Source organism: Synechococcus sp. 'PEA 65AY6A-5F PE A' (assembly GCF_047462575.1).
Lineage (GTDB): Bacteria > Cyanobacteriota > Cyanobacteriia > Thermostichales > Thermostichaceae > Thermostichus.
Genome location: NZ_JAOALE010000007.1, coordinates 25,721 through 40,294, shown reverse-complemented (window position 1 = coordinate 40,294; position 14,574 = coordinate 25,721). Strand labels below are relative to the sequence as shown.

Annotated in this window: 14 protein-coding genes; 7 read left to right on the top strand and 7 right to left on the bottom strand. The window is 61.4% G+C overall.

What is annotated here, in order from left to right; all coding sequences use genetic code 11:
• Positions 1 to 7: 7 nt before the first annotated feature.
• Positions 8 to 1,054, bottom strand: coding sequence for a glucokinase (locus GG26_RS03900; protein WP_011430947.1), 1,047 nt, complete (start codon positions 1,052 to 1,054; stop codon positions 8 to 10).
• Positions 1,055 to 1,192: 138 nt separating this feature from the next.
• On the opposite strand from GG26_RS03900, the gene GG26_RS03895 reads away from it, so the two are divergent.
• Entirely contained in the window at positions 1,193 to 1,939 is a 747-nt protein-coding gene (locus GG26_RS03895; RefSeq protein ID WP_414388968.1) for a DUF3120 domain-containing protein, read from the top strand.
• Positions 1,940 to 2,127: 188 nt separating this feature from the next.
• On the opposite strand, the gene GG26_RS03890 is transcribed toward GG26_RS03895, so the two are convergent.
• The 4 genes from GG26_RS03890 to glgP form a co-directional block, all read right to left on the bottom strand.
• On the bottom strand, positions 2,128 to 2,769 hold the full coding sequence (locus GG26_RS03890; RefSeq protein ID WP_414348416.1) for a hypothetical protein: 642 nt from the start codon (positions 2,767 to 2,769) through the stop codon (positions 2,128 to 2,130).
• A gap of 45 nt (positions 2,770 to 2,814) precedes the next feature.
• The gene (gene ilvN, locus GG26_RS03885) at positions 2,815 to 3,339 is read right to left on the bottom strand and encodes an acetolactate synthase small subunit (protein WP_011430944.1); all 525 of its coding nucleotides are present in this window, start codon (positions 3,337 to 3,339) and stop codon (positions 2,815 to 2,817) included.
• Positions 3,340 to 3,456: 117 nt separating this feature from the next.
• Positions 3,457 to 4,518, bottom strand: a complete 1,062-nt coding sequence (locus GG26_RS03880) for a tetratricopeptide repeat protein (protein ID WP_011430942.1) — start codon at positions 4,516 to 4,518, stop codon at positions 3,457 to 3,459.
• Positions 4,519 to 4,679: 161 nt separating this feature from the next.
• Positions 4,680 to 7,280: an alpha-glucan family phosphorylase gene (gene glgP, locus GG26_RS03875; protein WP_414388965.1), complete on the bottom strand. Its 2,601-nt coding sequence runs from the start codon at positions 7,278 to 7,280 to the stop codon at positions 4,680 to 4,682.
• Between the two features lie 189 nt (positions 7,281 to 7,469).
• Between glgP and mnmE the strand changes: the two genes are divergently transcribed.
• The 4 genes from mnmE (at position 7,470) to gpmI (ending at position 11,835) form a co-directional block, all read left to right on the top strand.
• Positions 7,470 to 8,849, top strand: a complete 1,380-nt coding sequence (gene mnmE, locus GG26_RS03870) for a tRNA uridine-5-carboxymethylaminomethyl(34) synthesis GTPase MnmE (RefSeq protein ID WP_414388963.1) — start codon at positions 7,470 to 7,472, stop codon at positions 8,847 to 8,849.
• A gap of 118 nt (positions 8,850 to 8,967) precedes the next feature.
• Positions 8,968 to 9,468, top strand: coding sequence for a DNA starvation/stationary phase protection protein Dps (dps, locus tag GG26_RS03865; protein ID WP_011430939.1), 501 nt, complete (start codon positions 8,968 to 8,970; stop codon positions 9,466 to 9,468).
• A gap of 42 nt (positions 9,469 to 9,510) precedes the next feature.
• Complete coding sequence (locus tag GG26_RS03860; protein WP_011430938.1) at positions 9,511 to 10,035, top strand: tetratricopeptide repeat protein; 525 nt, start codon at positions 9,511 to 9,513, stop codon at positions 10,033 to 10,035.
• Between the two features lie 207 nt (positions 10,036 to 10,242).
• Positions 10,243 to 11,835: a 2,3-bisphosphoglycerate-independent phosphoglycerate mutase gene (gpmI, locus tag GG26_RS03855; protein ID WP_011430937.1), complete on the top strand. Its 1,593-nt coding sequence runs from the start codon at positions 10,243 to 10,245 to the stop codon at positions 11,833 to 11,835.
• Positions 11,836 to 11,848: 13 nt separating this feature from the next.
• Here the strand turns inward: gpmI and GG26_RS03850 are convergent, their stop codons facing one another.
• Both GG26_RS03850 and GG26_RS03845 read right to left on the bottom strand, forming a co-directional pair.
• On the bottom strand, positions 11,849 to 12,163 hold the full coding sequence (locus GG26_RS03850) for a hypothetical protein (RefSeq protein WP_011430936.1): 315 nt from the start codon (positions 12,161 to 12,163) through the stop codon (positions 11,849 to 11,851).
• The gene (locus GG26_RS03845) at positions 12,160 to 12,747 is read right to left on the bottom strand and encodes a DUF3177 family protein (RefSeq protein ID WP_414388960.1); all 588 of its coding nucleotides are present in this window, start codon (positions 12,745 to 12,747) and stop codon (positions 12,160 to 12,162) included. Before GG26_RS03845 ends, GG26_RS03850 begins: the two co-directional genes overlap by 4 nt.
• 345 nt (positions 12,748 to 13,092) lie before the next feature.
• Between GG26_RS03845 and GG26_RS03840 the strand changes: the two genes are divergently transcribed.
• Both GG26_RS03840 and atpB read left to right on the top strand, forming a co-directional pair.
• On the top strand, positions 13,093 to 13,644 hold the full coding sequence (locus GG26_RS03840) for an ATP synthase subunit I (protein ID WP_414388958.1): 552 nt from the start codon (positions 13,093 to 13,095) through the stop codon (positions 13,642 to 13,644).
• A 5-nt stretch (positions 13,645 to 13,649) separates the two neighbouring features.
• A complete protein-coding gene (atpB, locus tag GG26_RS03835; protein ID WP_011430933.1) occupies positions 13,650 to 14,396 on the top strand; it encodes a F0F1 ATP synthase subunit A in 747 nt (248 codons plus the stop codon).
• Positions 14,397 to 14,574 lie beyond the last annotated feature (178 nt).

Here is a 14,574-nt window from a genome sequence, read left to right as displayed (position 1 = left end):
TTAACCTCTACAGCAAAGTGGCGGCATAGTGGGCAGCCCCTATCAAGCCCACCTGGGCGTTCACCACCACCTGCACTGACAGTTGCTCCAGCAGAGTGCGCATCCGTCCCTTATCCAAAAAGGAGGGCAAAAACTCTCCCTCCCGCAACAGGCGCAGGAGCTTGGGCGCGATCCCGCCGGCGATGAACAGGCCCCCACGGGGCAGCAGGTGCAGGGCAAAATTGCCGACAGCGGCCCCATACAAGCTGGTAAACAGCCGCAAACACTCCACCGCCAAGGGATCCCGTCCCTCCAGGGCGGCATTGGCAATTTGGGCGGCTGGGTCGACGGGGCTGGCTCCCCTTTCCCAGGCGGCAATTTGGGCCAGCAACTGCTCCTCTCCCTGGCCCCAGCGGCTATCCCGCAGAAATTGATAGATGGCCACGATCCCCTGCCCCGAGACCACCCGCTCGGTGGAGACGCGCCCATGTCGTTGTTGCAGATACCGCAGCAGCTCCCATTCCAAAGGGGTCCGTGGAGAAAAATCCACATGCCCCCCCTCGCTGGCATGAACCTGGTAGCCGCCTTCTCCCCAGGTGAGGTAGGCCTGCCCCAGCCCTGTGCCCGCCCCGATGACGCCGATGGGCGCCTGGGGCTGCCGCTCTCCTGTCTGCAGCGTTTCCAGATCCTGATCTCGCAGGGCCAGCACCCCATAGCCTACGGCGCTGAAGTCGTTGATCAACGCTAGGCGGGGGATCCCCAGCTCCGCCGCCAACTGGCTTGAGTGCAGGCTCCAGGGCAGGTTGGTGATTTTGGCCCTCTGTCCCCCGGCTCCTGGACTGCTTTTTTCTTCCACTACGGGGCCGGCCACAGCAAAGCAGGCGGCAACCGGTTGGGGATCTCGCCCCAGCTCCTGCCGTGCCTGGGCCAGAAACTCCAGCACCACCGGGGTGAGGTTGGGATAGCTCTGGCTGGCGTAGCGGCAGTGGTAGAGGCTGTGATCGGGATCTTGGGCATTGAAGAGGCTGAGGCTGGTCTTGGTGCCCCCGATATCTCCCGCCAACAGCAACTCCATAGTGTTTTCCGGGCAGCGCGTTATTCTCACCCTGACATTTTCGGCAGTACCCTGGCAACGCCGGCCCCTCTCGGCCGGGGCGGGAAAGGGCAGGGAAGATGCTATGTTAACTGATGTAAAAGTTTCTAAGATTGCGTTTTGTTTCCTACCTCTTGTTCGCCGCCTCTCCAAGAAGAGCCTTCCCTGGCCTCCCAGGGCCCAGTCGGACGGGAGATTCCCCGTTCTTCTCTGCGAAGGCGGTTTCCCTCTCACCACGCCATCGGGGGAGCGGCGGCTGTGCTGGTGTGCCTACCCGTTTTTGTGGCAGCGCCCCTGGTGCGCTATAGCCCTTGGCTGAGCTTGGCGATGACTCTAGGCTGGCTGGGCCTTAGCTGGCGGCTCTACTCGCGGCCCCGCACCCGCATCTGGGGGGATCTGCTCTACGGCTTCACGCTGACTTGGCTGGCAGGATCCTTCTACTGGGGCTGGCTGCGCTGGGAGCCCCTCTGGCACATGCCGGTGGAAGCTCTGGGGATCCCGATGGTCTGGTGGGGGGCACGGCAACGCTTTGCCCGCATCGGCACCTGGTTCTATCTCGGCTCCTTGTGGGGCACAGCGGTTACAGATCTTTACATTTACTCGGTGGGGCTGTTGCCGGAGTGGCGGCAGGCGATGCGGTTTGAACGGCTGGATCAGGCAACCGTCCCGTTTATGGCTGCGCTCGACAAAATGGCCGCCCCTTGGGGGGTAGCTTGGGGCATCGGCTTAAGCCTTCTGCTCCTTGGGGTTGGCCTGTGGGTCATTCAGGGATCCCGTCGCTTGCACCACTGGGCCTTTGCTGGAGCAGTGCTGAATACCCTGTTGGTGGATGGGCTCTTTCTGTGGGGGGCGGCCTTGCTTCGCTGAGCCAACCACCTCTGCGGTGCTGACCCAGAAAATGGCGGCGCAAGGGACAACATTGAGGCCTGCAGAGGAGCCTGCCTACCGTTGTTTGGAGTTTCTACGTAGCGCTTTGTTGTGGCCAGGTAGCCGCGAAGGATCTCTTCCTCCCCAGGGAAGGTAGCTGACTTCTCCGGTGGGAGCAGTCCTCCAGCCTAGGAAAGAGTTCTCTGGCTTACCCCTGGGCGAAAGCCAGCTATAGGGGCGGGGAGAGCGTCAAGGTCAGTCGGGTGTCGGTACGCCTGTTCGGCAGGAGGCAGCTCCGGCAGCGGTGCCGGCTGGGGGAAAAAGTCGATGACCTCCCAGCTCTTGGCATCGGGAGAGGGATGGGCCAGTAGCCACCGTTCGGGCAGGGTTTTGGGCTGCGCTCCCCCAGGGGAAGGGGAACTTTGCGCCTTCTGGTGGGCCAGGGTGAGCTGGAAGGGATCCCCCTTGCGGCGGTAGGGGCGGCGGGATCCCGGTGGCTTGACAATTACGGTATAGGTGCCGCTGAGGTGGTGGCCTTCCAGTTTCTCTCCTGAGGCCAACAGCAGGGGTTCACGGCGATCCTGACGAATTTGGACATCCTGCACTTCCAAACGGCCTGCTAAGCGGTCGCTGCCCACCAGCGAGGCAACCGGCTCAGCCGGGTGGGAGATCTGGTAGGCCAGAGCCTGCTGCACAACCGACTTGGGAGGTCGGGGGCCACAGCCCCCCAGTAACCCCAACAGCCCAATGGCCAGGAGGCTCATCAGGCAACGCAGGCTATTGCGCAGGGCCTGCCCCCTATGGCGCCGGCTTCTCTCCGGTTTTGCCATGGCCTCCTCCCTAAGCAATCTCTGTTGGCATCGTGGCCAAGCCCCTCAGACGACTGCCACGGTGGGGTGCTGCTTCAAGTACTCGGTATTGACTCCCGACTCGCGGGTGAGAGCTACCAGGCCGGTGCGGGCAATCTCCCGAATGCCGAAGCTGGTTAACATCTTGATGATGGCCACCATTTTGCCCGGATCCCCTGTCACTTCCAAAGTTAAAGACTCTTCCGCCACATCCACAATCCGGGCACGGAACATCTGCGCCACGTCCATGATGGCCGAGCGAGTTTCGATGCTGGCGTTGACCTTGACGAGCATCAGCTCCCGTTCTACACAGGGGACATGGGTAATGTCGGTTACTTTCAGCACGTCGATCAGCTTGTAGAGCTGCTTGGTCATCTGCTCCACATCGTGCTCATCCCCCTGCACCACCATGGTGATGCGGGAGATGCCAGGCCGCTCGGTGGGGCCAACGGTGAGGCTGTCGATGTTGAAGCCCCGGCGGGCAAACATGCCGGCGATGCGGGTTAAGACCCCGGGCTGATCCTGCACAAGAGCGCTGAGGGTGTGTTTCACGGCAGCCACAGAAGGAGGTGGGAAAAATCCAACTGCAGATCAGGGGAATTGAGATGGCGATAAGCAAATTTTACGCCAGTTTCGCGGCAATGTTCTGAGGGGATCCCTTCGACCTCGCTAGCCAAAGGCTCCGGGATCTCCGTCCAAATCCTGGAGCTGCCGCAAAGATCGATGCGCCTGTTCCTGCAAAACTAGGTTGTGGTGTTGGCGGCTGACCTGCAAAGCGGCTTGCCAACTGGAAATAGCCGTTGCCCTATCTCCCATATTTCCGTAAGCCAGCCCCCGACCGTACAAGCCGTACTCGTCGGTGGGATCCCCGAGGTTGCCGTCGGCTTCCAAGCGAAAGGCCTGGTCGTAATCGTCGAGGGCAGCTTTGATCTCCCCCAGCTCGTAGAGAAGATTGCCCCTGATGTAGAGAACGTGGGGTTGGCAGGGTTCTGCCTCGAGGCTGCGGCTGAGGTCGGCAATGGCCTCGTCATAGCAATCGGCCCAAGCATAGGCAACGCCCCGCCCATAGTGGTGGGCCGGACAGGGATCCCAGCGGATGGCCTGGGACCAATCGGCCACAGCCGCCTCCCATTCTCCCAGGTAGCCGTACACCGTAGCGCGGCAGGCATAGGCAGGCGCCGAGGTGGGATCCCGACAAATGGCCTCGTCCAGGTGAGCTAGAGCTGAAGGCAGGGATCCCTGTTGCCTGAGCAGGTTGGCCAAGCGGAGGTGGTGGGGGGCGCTGGGATGCCGGCGTACTACCTCGGCAAGCTCGGCTATTGCCCCCTGCAAATCCCCCTGCAACTGAAGAAGGAGGCCGCGGTAGAGATAGGACTCTGGCCGGCGCGGGGCCAACCGGGTGGCTTGGTCGAAGTCCGCCAGCGCCTGGGGAAGTTGGCCGAGTTCGAGGTAAACCTGGCCGCGCAGAAGGTGGGCGTTGGTCAGACAGGGATCCTGCTGCAGCGCCAGGTTGAGCTGCTCGACAGCCCCTATCAGATCCCGGTTCAGCCACCGTTCGCGACCCCGGTTGTAAGCCAAGATGGCGGGGCGGGTGAAGGCTGAAATGGCTGCCGCACTGGCCAGACCCATCACTGCCGAGAGGCGATCCTGCCGCCAACTGGCCAAGCCCCCCAACAGCAGGGCAGCCGCGAGCAACAGGCGCAAACCGGCCGAGTCGTGGGCTTTGAGCATGGCATCAACCCGGAGCTGGTTTCTCTGATTCTGCCTGATTGGGCAGCGAGAAACACCCATCCGCACGAATTTGGGGAGTCTCTCTTGTTCAGGCTGGATCCGCATAGGAAGGGGATCCCTGCTGTTCCCCTTCCTTCTCCCTTTTGGGTGGAACGGACATTCTAGGCCCAGAGCATCAGCCGCAGCTCATAGGGATCGTGCATGTCAGGATGAAAGGGCAGCAGGCGGATGGCCAGCCCCTGCAAGCCGCTGGCCTCGTAGCGAATCTGGCCGGAGAAGATGGCCCGATCCTCCACCGTCTCCACGTAGCGCAGGGGGGTTGCTTGGCCGTTCCGGATCTGGCCGTTGTCGTCCACCGGCCCCTGGTAGGCCTGGACGATGACATCCTGGGGTTGCAGGGATCCCAGCCGCACCTCAACGGTCACCGTGAGGGGATCGCGGGCCATCACCACTTGGTCGTTTTGCGCCGAGGGGAGGCCGGCGGCGGAAGCTTTCTTGGGGGGTTCGACCTGGACATTGACAACCCGAATGTTGTACCAGTTCTCCTGCAGATGGCTGCGCCAGCGGGTAAACTGGCGAGCCGACTCGAAGTTATCGCGGCGCATGCGGTCGAAGTAGTTGCTGAGGGGAATGTAGGCCCGCTCGGCATACTCCAGTACCATGCGCTGGGTGCTAAAGCGGGGGCAGTTGAGCTGAATGGCCTGCTTCATGCGCCGAATCCAGGCGTGGGGCAGGCCATCGCTACCGCGCTGGTAAAACAGAGGGGCAACCTCCTGTTCCAGCAGGTCGTAGAGGGCGTTGGACTCCACCTCGTCTTGGTAGGCGCGATCCTCGTATTCCTCGCCGCGGCCAATGGGCCAGCCGGTCTGGTAGTAATCGGCCTCATCCCACCAGCCATCCAAAATGCTCAGGTTCTGTCCGCCGTTGGCCGCCGCCTTCATGCCACTGGTGCCGCTGGCCTCCCGGGGGCGCAAGGGGTTGTTCAGCCACACATCCACCCCGGCCACCATCAAGCTGGTGACATACATGTCGTAGTCCTCAATGAAAACCAAGCGCTGGCGAAACTCCGGCTGGCGCGACACTTGCACAATTTGCCGGATCAGCTCCTTGCCGGGGTTGTCGCGGGGGTGGGCTTTGCCGGCAAAGATAAACTGCATCGGGTAGCGGGGATGGTTGAGCAAGGCTTTGAGCCGTTCCAGGTTGTGAAACAAGAGGGTGGCCCGCTTGTAGGTGGCAAAGCGGCGGGCAAAGCCAATGGTGAGCACTTCCGGGTTGAGGGCTTCAGAGGCCCACTGAATTTCCACCGCTGAGGCCGCCCGCTTTTGCAGTTGCTCCACCAGGCGCTCGCGAACGAAGTTGATCAGGCGCGAGCGGCTGCGCTCGTGGGCCCGCCACAGCTCCCCATCCGGGATCCGATCCACTTTCTGCCACAGGGGATCCGAGGGGGGAGCCTCCGCCCAATCCGGCCCCAGGTAGCGATCGTAGAGGGCCTGGTTCTCTTCCCCCACCCAGGTGCGGGCATGCACCCCGTTGGTGATGGAGGTAATCGGCACTTCCTCCAGCGGGATCTCGGGCCAGAGGCGGCTGAACATCTTGCGCGAGACCGACCCGTGCAGCTTGCTGACGCCGTTGACAAACGAGGCCATGTTGATGGCCAGCACTGCCATGCTGAAGGGGGATTGAAAGTCGCCGGTGTTTTCGCGGCCCAGGGCCAAAAAGCGCTCCCGGCTCAGGCCCATCTGGCTGTAGTAGAAGCCGAGGTAGTAGTCGATTTTGTCGGGCGGGAACAGGTCGATCCCGGCAGGTACCGGCGTGTGGGTGGTAAACATCTGGCTGGACTTGGCCACCTGCCAGGCTTCTTCAAAGCTCAGCCCCTGCTCCACCATCAACAGGCGAATCCGCTCCACCGCCAAAAAAGCCGAGTGCCCCTCGTTCATGTGGTAGACGGTGGGATGGATGCCGAGGGCGCGCAAAGCCCGCACGCCGCCGATCCCCAACATGATCTCCTGGTGGATGCGCACATCCTGGTCGCCGCCGTACAGCTCATCGGTGATGTCCTGGTCGTACTGGCTGTTGGGCTCGATGTTGGTGTCCAGCAGGTAGAGGGGCACCCGCCCCACCATCGCCTTCCAAATGCGGGCAAACACCTTGCGTTTGGGGTAGTCCACCTCGATGCGAATCTCGCGGCCCTCCGCATCTCTTTGCAGCTCCAGGGGCATATTGAAAAAATCGTTAACGGGATAGCGCTCCTGCTGCCAGCCGTCGGGGTTGAGGTACTGGCGAAAATACCCCTTCTGGTAGAGCAGGCCCACCCCCACCAGCGGCAGGCCCAGGTCGCTGGCCGCCTTGAGGTGATCCCCGGCCAAGACCCCCAGGCCTCCTGAGTAGAGGGGCAAACAATCTGCCAGACCAAACTCGGCTGAAAAATAGGCGTAGCACTCCCCTTCCACCGCTTGGGCCGAGCGATACTTGCGATACCAGGTGTCTTCCTGCAGGTAGCTCTGGAGCTGTTGGCTGGCCCGCTCCAGGTGGGCCAAAAAACCAGGATCCTCCGCCAGCTCGTCCAGCCGCTCCTGCCGAATCTGCCCCAACAAAGCCACCGGATTGTGGCCACAGGCATCCCACAGATCTGGATCCATGCGCCGAAACAGGCTGCGGGTTTCCACGTTCCAACTAAAATGCAGGTTATAGGCCAACAAGCGCAGACTTTCCAGAGCAGCCGGCAGGTAGGGAGTGACCTTGAACGTGCGTAACGGCTTCATAAGTATCCGGGACGAGCGTGAGTTGCCACTGTCAGGCTACCCCGGCCTTCACCGGGTCGCACGGCTTTTTATAGCTTTTTCCGACTTCGGGGAGGCGCGCCAATAGGCGCAAGAGACCTCTGCAGGGGATCGGGGAAAGCCGATGGGGAATCCAACAGTTGCGACAATTCAAGCCGGGCTTTGTCGAGGATGGATCTGACTGCGCCCCTGGCCGATACCATTGCTGCCATTGCCACGGCAGTGGTGCCCGAACAGGGCAGCATTGGCATTGTACGCCTCTCCGGTTCGCGGGCTTTGGCCATTGCCCAGGCTATCTTTACTCCCGCCCGCCGCAACGCAGTCTGGGAAAGCCATCGCCTCCTCTACGGCTGGATCCACGACGAGAAGGGCCGGCGGTTGGACGAGGCCCTGGCCGTCTGGATGCAGGCTCCCCGCTCCTACACCCGCGAGGACGTAGTGGAGCTGCACTGCCACGGCGGCATCATGGTGGTTCAGGCCACGCTGCAGCAGTGCCTGCGCCAGGGGGCACGGCTGGCGCAGCCGGGGGAGTTCAGCCTGCGCGCTTTCTTGAACGGCCGCATCGACCTCACCCAGGCCGAAAGCGTGGCCGATCTGGTGGCGGCCCGCTCCCCGCAGGCGGCCCAAATGGCCCTGGCGGGGCTGCAGGGCAAGTTGGGGCAGTCCATCCGCGCCCTGCGCCAGGAGCTGCTGGGTTTATTGGCCGAGATCGAAGCCCGCCTCGACTTTGAAGAGGATCTGCCCCCCCTGGACGTCCCCGCTTGGCAGGCCCGGCTGCAAGCCATCCAGGCCCAGATGCAGGCCCTGCTGGCCACCGCCGAGCGGGGGCAATTGCTGCGCACCGGGGTCAAGGTGGCCATCGTCGGGCGGCCCAATGTGGGCAAGTCCAGCCTGCTCAACGCCTGGTCAGGCCAGGATCGCGCCATCGTCACCGACCTGCCCGGCACCACCCGCGACGTGGTGGAATCCCAGTTGGTGGTCAGAGGGATGCCTGTCCAGCTTTTGGATACCGCCGGCATTCGCGCCACCGACGATCCGGTGGAACGGCTAGGGGTGGAGCGCTCCCAACGGCTGGCTCAAGCTGCCGATGTGCTGGTGCTGGTCATCGACGCCCAGGCCGGCTGGACGGATGCCGACGCCGCCATCTACGCGTCCATCCGCCACCGCCCCCTCATCCTGGTGATCAACAAAACCGACCTCGCCCCCGCCGACAAGATCCGCCTCCCGCCCGAGATCGCCTACCGCGTCCCCGCCGTCGCCGCCCAAGGCCAAGGGATCCCGGAGCTGGAAGAGGCCTTGGAGCAGCTTGTGACTCAGGGGCGGCCCCAGCCCAACCTGGAGGTGAGCCTCAACCAACGCCAGGCCGCCGCCCTCCGCCAGGCCCAAGCCAGCCTGGAACAAGTCGTTCAGGCTATGCAGGCGCAGCTCCCCCTCGATTTTTGGACCATCGACCTGCGCGGCGCCCTGCACGCCCTTGGCCAAATCACCGGCGAGGAGATCTCCGAAGCGGTGCTGGATCAGATCTTCAGCCGCTTCTGCATCGGCAAGTAAGCGCTTACTAACTCATACTCATTCCGAGTTTGTGTTAGTATGGACTCAGTCGGGAATCAGCAGGCCCCAGAGCCGAGGCGGATCCCAGATAATGGAAACACAACTTAGGAGGTTGGCTATGGTTACCGCCGCAAAAACCCGTCTCTACCCCACCCAGATCGACTTGCCGGCGGAGGCCCGCGCGCAACTGGTGGAGCTGCTCAACCAGTCCTTGGCGGACACGCTGGATTTGAAAACTCAGGTGAAGCAGGCCCACTGGAACGTCAAAGGCATGAACTTCATCGCCCTGCACGAGATGTTCGACACCTTTGCCGGCACTCTGGAGAACTACGTGGACATGCTGGCGGAGCGGGTTACAGCTTTGGGGGGCATTGCCCGCGGCACGGCCCGCATCGTCGCCCAAACCTCAGCCTTGCCGGAGTACGACCTGACGGCTGAAGACGGCCGGGCTCACCTGCAGGCTTTGGCGGCCCGCTACGGCCAGTATGCCGCTTCGGTGCGCCGCAACATCGACCGCAGTACCGAACTGGGGGACGCCGATACCGCCGACCTGTTTACCGAGATCTCGCGCCAGATCGACAAAGATCTTTGGTTGATCGAGGCTCACCTGCAGGCGTAACGCTGGCAAGGCAAATCTGAAGAGGCAAGCGGGATAGGCAAAATGGGCGTCAACGCTCCCCTCCTGTACCTGGTGGCTTTGGCCGGTATCCTCAGCGTGGTGGGCTACTTCGTCCTGCGCGAGGTGCTGCGGATACGGGCCCAGGAAAGAGTCATCCGGCAGCTCCAGCCCCGCCTGAGCAAAGGCAAGGGATCCCCGCAGGAGCACTACGAGTTGGGCAGCGTCTATCTGCAAAAGCGCCTCTACGACCAGGCTATCGTCCAGCTTAAAAAAGCTCTAGAGGTGGCTGGGGAGAACATTCCCCCCGTCTGCAACGCCCTCGGCTTTGCCTACTTCAGCCAGGGGCAATACGACTTGGCCATCCGCTACTACAAAGACGCGGTGGCAGCGGATCCCGGCTATGTAACCGCTTGGAACAATCTGGCCCATGCCTACGAGAAGAAAAATCTCTACGGCCCTGGCCTCGAGGCCTACGAGACGGTGCTGCAACTGGATCCGAAGAATGCCATTGCCAAGCGCCGCGCCGAGTCCCTGCGCAAACGTTTGCGGCCCAGCCCCCGCGGCTGACCGTGTTTTATCTGGGTAGATGTCTGCGCAGATATGTATAAATACTTATGGCAGCTCGCCTATCGATTGGCGGTAGCTGCTCAATCCCGACTATTGGAGTTGCTTCTTTTCCCCTCACAAGAAAGGTGAAATCTTGAGAGGGAATGGAGGATTCGGTATCGTATTGCCTGGGCTGGTATTATGTCTTAAAAAACGAGAGGCCATTTCATGGATGCACAATCGGTGGCACCTGTGGTTCTGGTAATCCTGGATGGCTGGGGTTATCGCGAAGCCCCTGAGGGCAATGCGGTGCTGGCCGCCCGAACCCCTGTCGTGGACAGCCTATGGGCTACCTACCCCCATACCCTGCTGCAAGCTTCGGGGCGAGCCGTGGGCCTGCCGTCAGGGCAAATGGGCAACTCAGAAGTGGGCCACCTGACCCTGGGGGCGGGGCGGGTGGTGCCGCAGGAGTTGGTGCGTATCAGCGACGCCATCGAGACGGGATCCCTTTTTCACGAGCCCCTCTTGGTGGAGGTTTGTCATCGTCTCAAGGAGCAGGGGGGCCGTTTTCATTTCATTGGCCTCTGCTCTGAGGGGGGGGTTCACTCCCACATCGACCATCTCTACGGCTTGCTGAAGCTGGCAGCCCAGGCGGGGATCCCTGCCTATGTCCACGCCATCACCGATGGCCGCGATACCTTGCCCCGCGATGGAGCCAGGGTTCTGGCCGCTCTGGAAAAAGAGCTGCAATGGCTGGGCAGCGGCGTCATCGCCACCCTGAGCGGCCGCTACTACGCCATGGATCGGGATCGCCGTTGGGAGCGCACCCAGAAGGCCTACGAGATCCTGACGGAAGACGGCCCTGGCTGTGGCCGCAGCGCCGCCGAGGTGATGGAAGACTTTTACGCCCAGGATATTACCGACGAGTTTATTCCCCCCACTCGCTTGGCTCCGGGGGCGGTGCAGTCGGGAGATGCGGTCATCTTCTTCAATTTCCGCCCGGATCGCGCCCGCCAGCTTACCCAAGCTTTTGTCTGTCCCGACTTTTCCGGTTTTCAGCGCCGTCTGATTCCGGATCTCACCTTCATCACCATGACCCAGTACGATCCGACCTTGCCGGTGCAGGTGCTTTTTAAGCCGCAGAACCTGGATCACCTGCTGGGCCAAGTGGTGAGCGAGGCCGGCCTCAAGCAATTGCGCATTGCCGAGACGGAAAAGTACGCCCACGTCACCTACTTTTTTAACGGCGGCATTGAGCAGCCCTTTCCCGGCGAAGATCGCATCTTGGTGCAAAGCCCGCTGGTGGCCACCTACGACCAAATGCCGGAGATGTCAGCGGTGGAGGTGACCGACAAAGCCATCGAAGCTATCGCCCGCCGCGAATACAGCCTGGTGGTGCTCAACTACGCCAACCCCGACATGGTGGGCCACACCGGCAACTTCAAGGCCACGGTGCGGGCGCTGGAGACGGTGGATCGCTGCCTGGGCCGTCTGCTGGCGGCGGTGGTGGACGTGGGGGGAACCACCTTAATCGTGGCGGATCACGGCAATGCGGAGCTGATGTGGGACGAGCAGGGCAACCCTTGGACGGCCCACACCAACAACCCCGTGCCCTGCATCCTGGTGGAGGGGGAAAGGCGCAAGATCCCTGGTCGCGGTGGCGATGTCAAGCTGCGCTCTGGCGGCACCCTGGCCGATGTCGGCCCCACCCTGCTCGAGATCCTAGGCCTGCCTCAGCCCCCCGAGATGACAGGGCAATCTCTTCTGCAGCCGGCAGAATACACCATCCTGCAGCGGCAGCCGGCGCCTGTGGGGCGCTAAAACCCGCCCTCCCTTACTCGGCTACTGGGATCCCTTCTTGGATTAGCCAAGCCCTCACCTCCTCCCAGCTGCGGTAGAGAGCTAAAACCTGGGAGTGCTCAGGGTGATAAGGGGCACTAAGGCGCTCTAACTGTAAGAAGCGAGCCTGAGGAGGGATCACCGGCACCTCTGGATCGGGGGGAGTGGGCCGGCGCAGGGAGCTGCTATAGCCGCGGTAGATGAGCACCAAATCCGTTTCCCCCTCGCTTTCCACCTCTACCCGCAGCACCTCCTGGGGGTGGGCTTGGCTGTAGCGCTCTAGAGCCAGCGGCCAGGGCAGGGCGCTCATGCTGCCAACTCCCTTTTCTCGGTAGGGGGCCGCAGCCGCCAAACGAAATAGACGCTGTAGAGTAGGTAAACTACCAAGCCCCAGGCCCCTAGGCTCCCGAGCAGCTCGGGGGGTACATTGGGATGGAAGATCTCCCGAAAGCCCAGCGGCGGCTCAAACCAGGCTCGACACTGCAGCGACAAAGAAGCCTGGAAGGCGCAGGGCACAAAGGCTCCTGAAAAGAAGAACCCGACCCCCATATAGCCAGTCAGGATCCACCGCCAGAGCAAAAAAGCTCGCGCCGCCCCGCTTCTCGACTGCTCAAGGGCAGTGCTCCAATCCTGCCAGAACCACAGACCCATTGGGATCAACAGCCGCGCCATCGCCCCGCTCAAGAAACTGATGGGCAGACCGCCGATCATCAAATACACCGTCACCGCCAATAGGCTGGATACCCGCCAGTAGACGATCAAGAGCTGAATCAGAGGACGCAACCCCACCGCAAAGGCCCAAATTAGGAGAGCCAACGGCAGCACCACCGTCAGCGCTACAGCCAAGCTGTAGTCCACCCAGATCGCCTTGACCAGCCAACTCACTGGGATCATCCTCGCCCTTTCTTCTCACTGCCCCATAGTATATAGAGCAACAGAATCGGCGGGATCCACCTCAAAACAACAGGAGGTAACAGAAGATTGCAGCTTCTCAGCCACCCCAGGCAAAACTTTACATCCGCGGTCTTTCAGAAAGTTTTCCATTTTTGCCGTTGCCGATCCACGAAGGTGGTAAATTCTTAGAGGAACATCTCCGTCTGTCGAAGGGCTAGTCGTCTTTCGAGGCGATAGTTGCAAGGTTCCATCCCGCCCTGGCCTCGCCCAACTCGTTAAGTATTGTTACTTAGTCGTGTTATTTTGGGTTAAGGCCAGATCCTCAGAGGTGGTGACCTCATTCCCATGGCACGTTCTTCCCGACTCCTCTCCCACAGTCCTGCCCGTTGGAAGGCGACCCCGTGGAAGCCTAAGCCTTTGCCGCCCCTGGATGAGGCGGCGCCTCCGCCACAGCAGGAGGCGGGTCTGGGCTGCCAGAGTGCGTTGCAGCCGTCGCTTGCCCCGGGCAAAGCGGATTTGCGGGAGAAGGCGACAACGGCTGGCAGGAGCTATGAAGCACTGCAGCTATGGTTGGTGCTGGTCACCTTGGGGGTGAGCCTGGCCATTGCGGTGGGGGTGGCTTTGGTTTACTCGCCGGCGGTGGCTGCCAATTATTTGCTGGGGGCAATCGTCGGCGTAGTCTATCTGCGCATGCTGGGCCGCGGCGTCGCGGAACTGGGCAAAAGTCGCAGCCGACTGGGGGTAACGCGTTTGGCTTTGTTTGTCGGGCTAATCGTCCTGGCCACCCAGGTGAAGTCTTTGCAGATTTTGCCCATTTTCTTGGGGTTCATGACCTACAAGGTCACCCTGCTGATTTATCTTGTTCAGACCTTGACCCGTTTATCTTCTTCTGCGTGATGCTCATGAACCTGTTCTTCTCCGCTCCTCCTCTGGTAGCAGAACTTGAGGTTGGTCATCACCTTTACTGGCACCTGGGCAAATTTACGGTTCACGGGCAAGTTTTGATTGCCAGTTGGATTGCCATCGCCCTGATCTTGACCGTGGTGCTGTTGGGGACTCGTCAACTGCAGCGGGAGCCCGCTGGTCTGCAAAACTTTATCGAGTACACCCTGGAGTTTGTCCAAAGCATTGCCCGTGCCCAGATTGGTGAGAAAAACTTCCGGCCCTGGGTGCCCTACGTTGGCACCTTGTTCCTGTTTATTTTTGTCTCCAACTGGATGGGCAATCTCTTCCCCTGGAAGTTGATTCCCCTGCCGGAAGGAGAGCTGGCCTCTCCCACCAACGACATCAACACCACCGCCGGCTTGGCGCTGCTCACCAGCGTCATGTATTTCGTGGCCGGTATCAGCAAGCGAGGGCTGTCTTACTTTAAGAAGTACATCGAGCCCACGCCAGTTCTGTTGCCCATCAACGTCCTGGAAGACTTCACCAAGCCCCTCTCCCTGAGTTTCCGTCTGTTCGGCAACATCTTGGCAGAAGAGCTGGTGATTGCGGTGTTGGTGTTGCTGGTGCCGTTGTTGATCCCGGTGCCGGTGATGATCCTATTTCTGTTTACGGGGGCCATTCAGGCTTTGATCTTCTCCACCCTCTCGGCCGCTTACATTGGAGAGGCGCTGGAAGGTCATGGGGGTGGGGATCACCACGATTGACCTGCGGAGGGAAGGTGGGGACTTCTACCCAGTTCAACGCCCCCTCTCCTTCAAAGGTCGTCGCAAGGGATCCCTTCTCTGGTAAGGTTTGTTGGGGCCGAGGGCTTGAGCCTGGAGGCCGCCGACAAAGAGGCGATCGGCTCGACTACTCCGGTCAGATCACCTCAAGCTCAAGACG

Excerpts from the sequence above, each read along its gene's own strand:
- GG26_RS03840 (WP_414388958.1), top strand. The coding sequence starts at position 13,093 with ATGGCACGTTCTTCCCGACTCCTCTCCCACAGTCCTGCCCGTTGGAAG.
- GG26_RS03880 (WP_011430942.1), bottom strand. The coding sequence starts at position 4,518 with ATGCTCAAAGCCCACGACTCGGCCGGTTTGCGCCTGTTGCTCGCGGCT.
- mnmE (WP_414388963.1), top strand. The coding sequence starts at position 7,470 with ATGGATCTGACTGCGCCCCTGGCCGATACCATTGCTGCCATTGCCACG.
- GG26_RS03845 (WP_414388960.1), bottom strand. The coding sequence starts at position 12,747 with ATGATCCCAGTGAGTTGGCTGGTCAAGGCGATCTGGGTGGACTACAGC.
- gpmI (WP_011430937.1), top strand. The coding sequence starts at position 10,243 with ATGGATGCACAATCGGTGGCACCTGTGGTTCTGGTAATCCTGGATGGC.
- dps (WP_011430939.1), top strand. The coding sequence starts at position 8,968 with ATGGTTACCGCCGCAAAAACCCGTCTCTACCCCACCCAGATCGACTTG.
- GG26_RS03890 (WP_414348416.1), bottom strand. The coding sequence starts at position 2,769 with ATGGCAAAACCGGAGAGAAGCCGGCGCCATAGGGGGCAGGCCCTGCGC.
- glgP (WP_414388965.1), bottom strand. The coding sequence starts at position 7,280 with ATGAAGCCGTTACGCACGTTCAAGGTCACTCCCTACCTGCCGGCTGCT.
- atpB (WP_011430933.1), top strand. The coding sequence starts at position 13,650 with ATGAACCTGTTCTTCTCCGCTCCTCCTCTGGTAGCAGAACTTGAGGTT.
- GG26_RS03860 (WP_011430938.1), top strand. The coding sequence starts at position 9,511 with ATGGGCGTCAACGCTCCCCTCCTGTACCTGGTGGCTTTGGCCGGTATC.
- GG26_RS03850 (WP_011430936.1), bottom strand. The coding sequence starts at position 12,163 with ATGAGCGCCCTGCCCTGGCCGCTGGCTCTAGAGCGCTACAGCCAAGCC.
- GG26_RS03900 (WP_011430947.1), bottom strand. The coding sequence starts at position 1,054 with ATGGAGTTGCTGTTGGCGGGAGATATCGGGGGCACCAAGACCAGCCTC.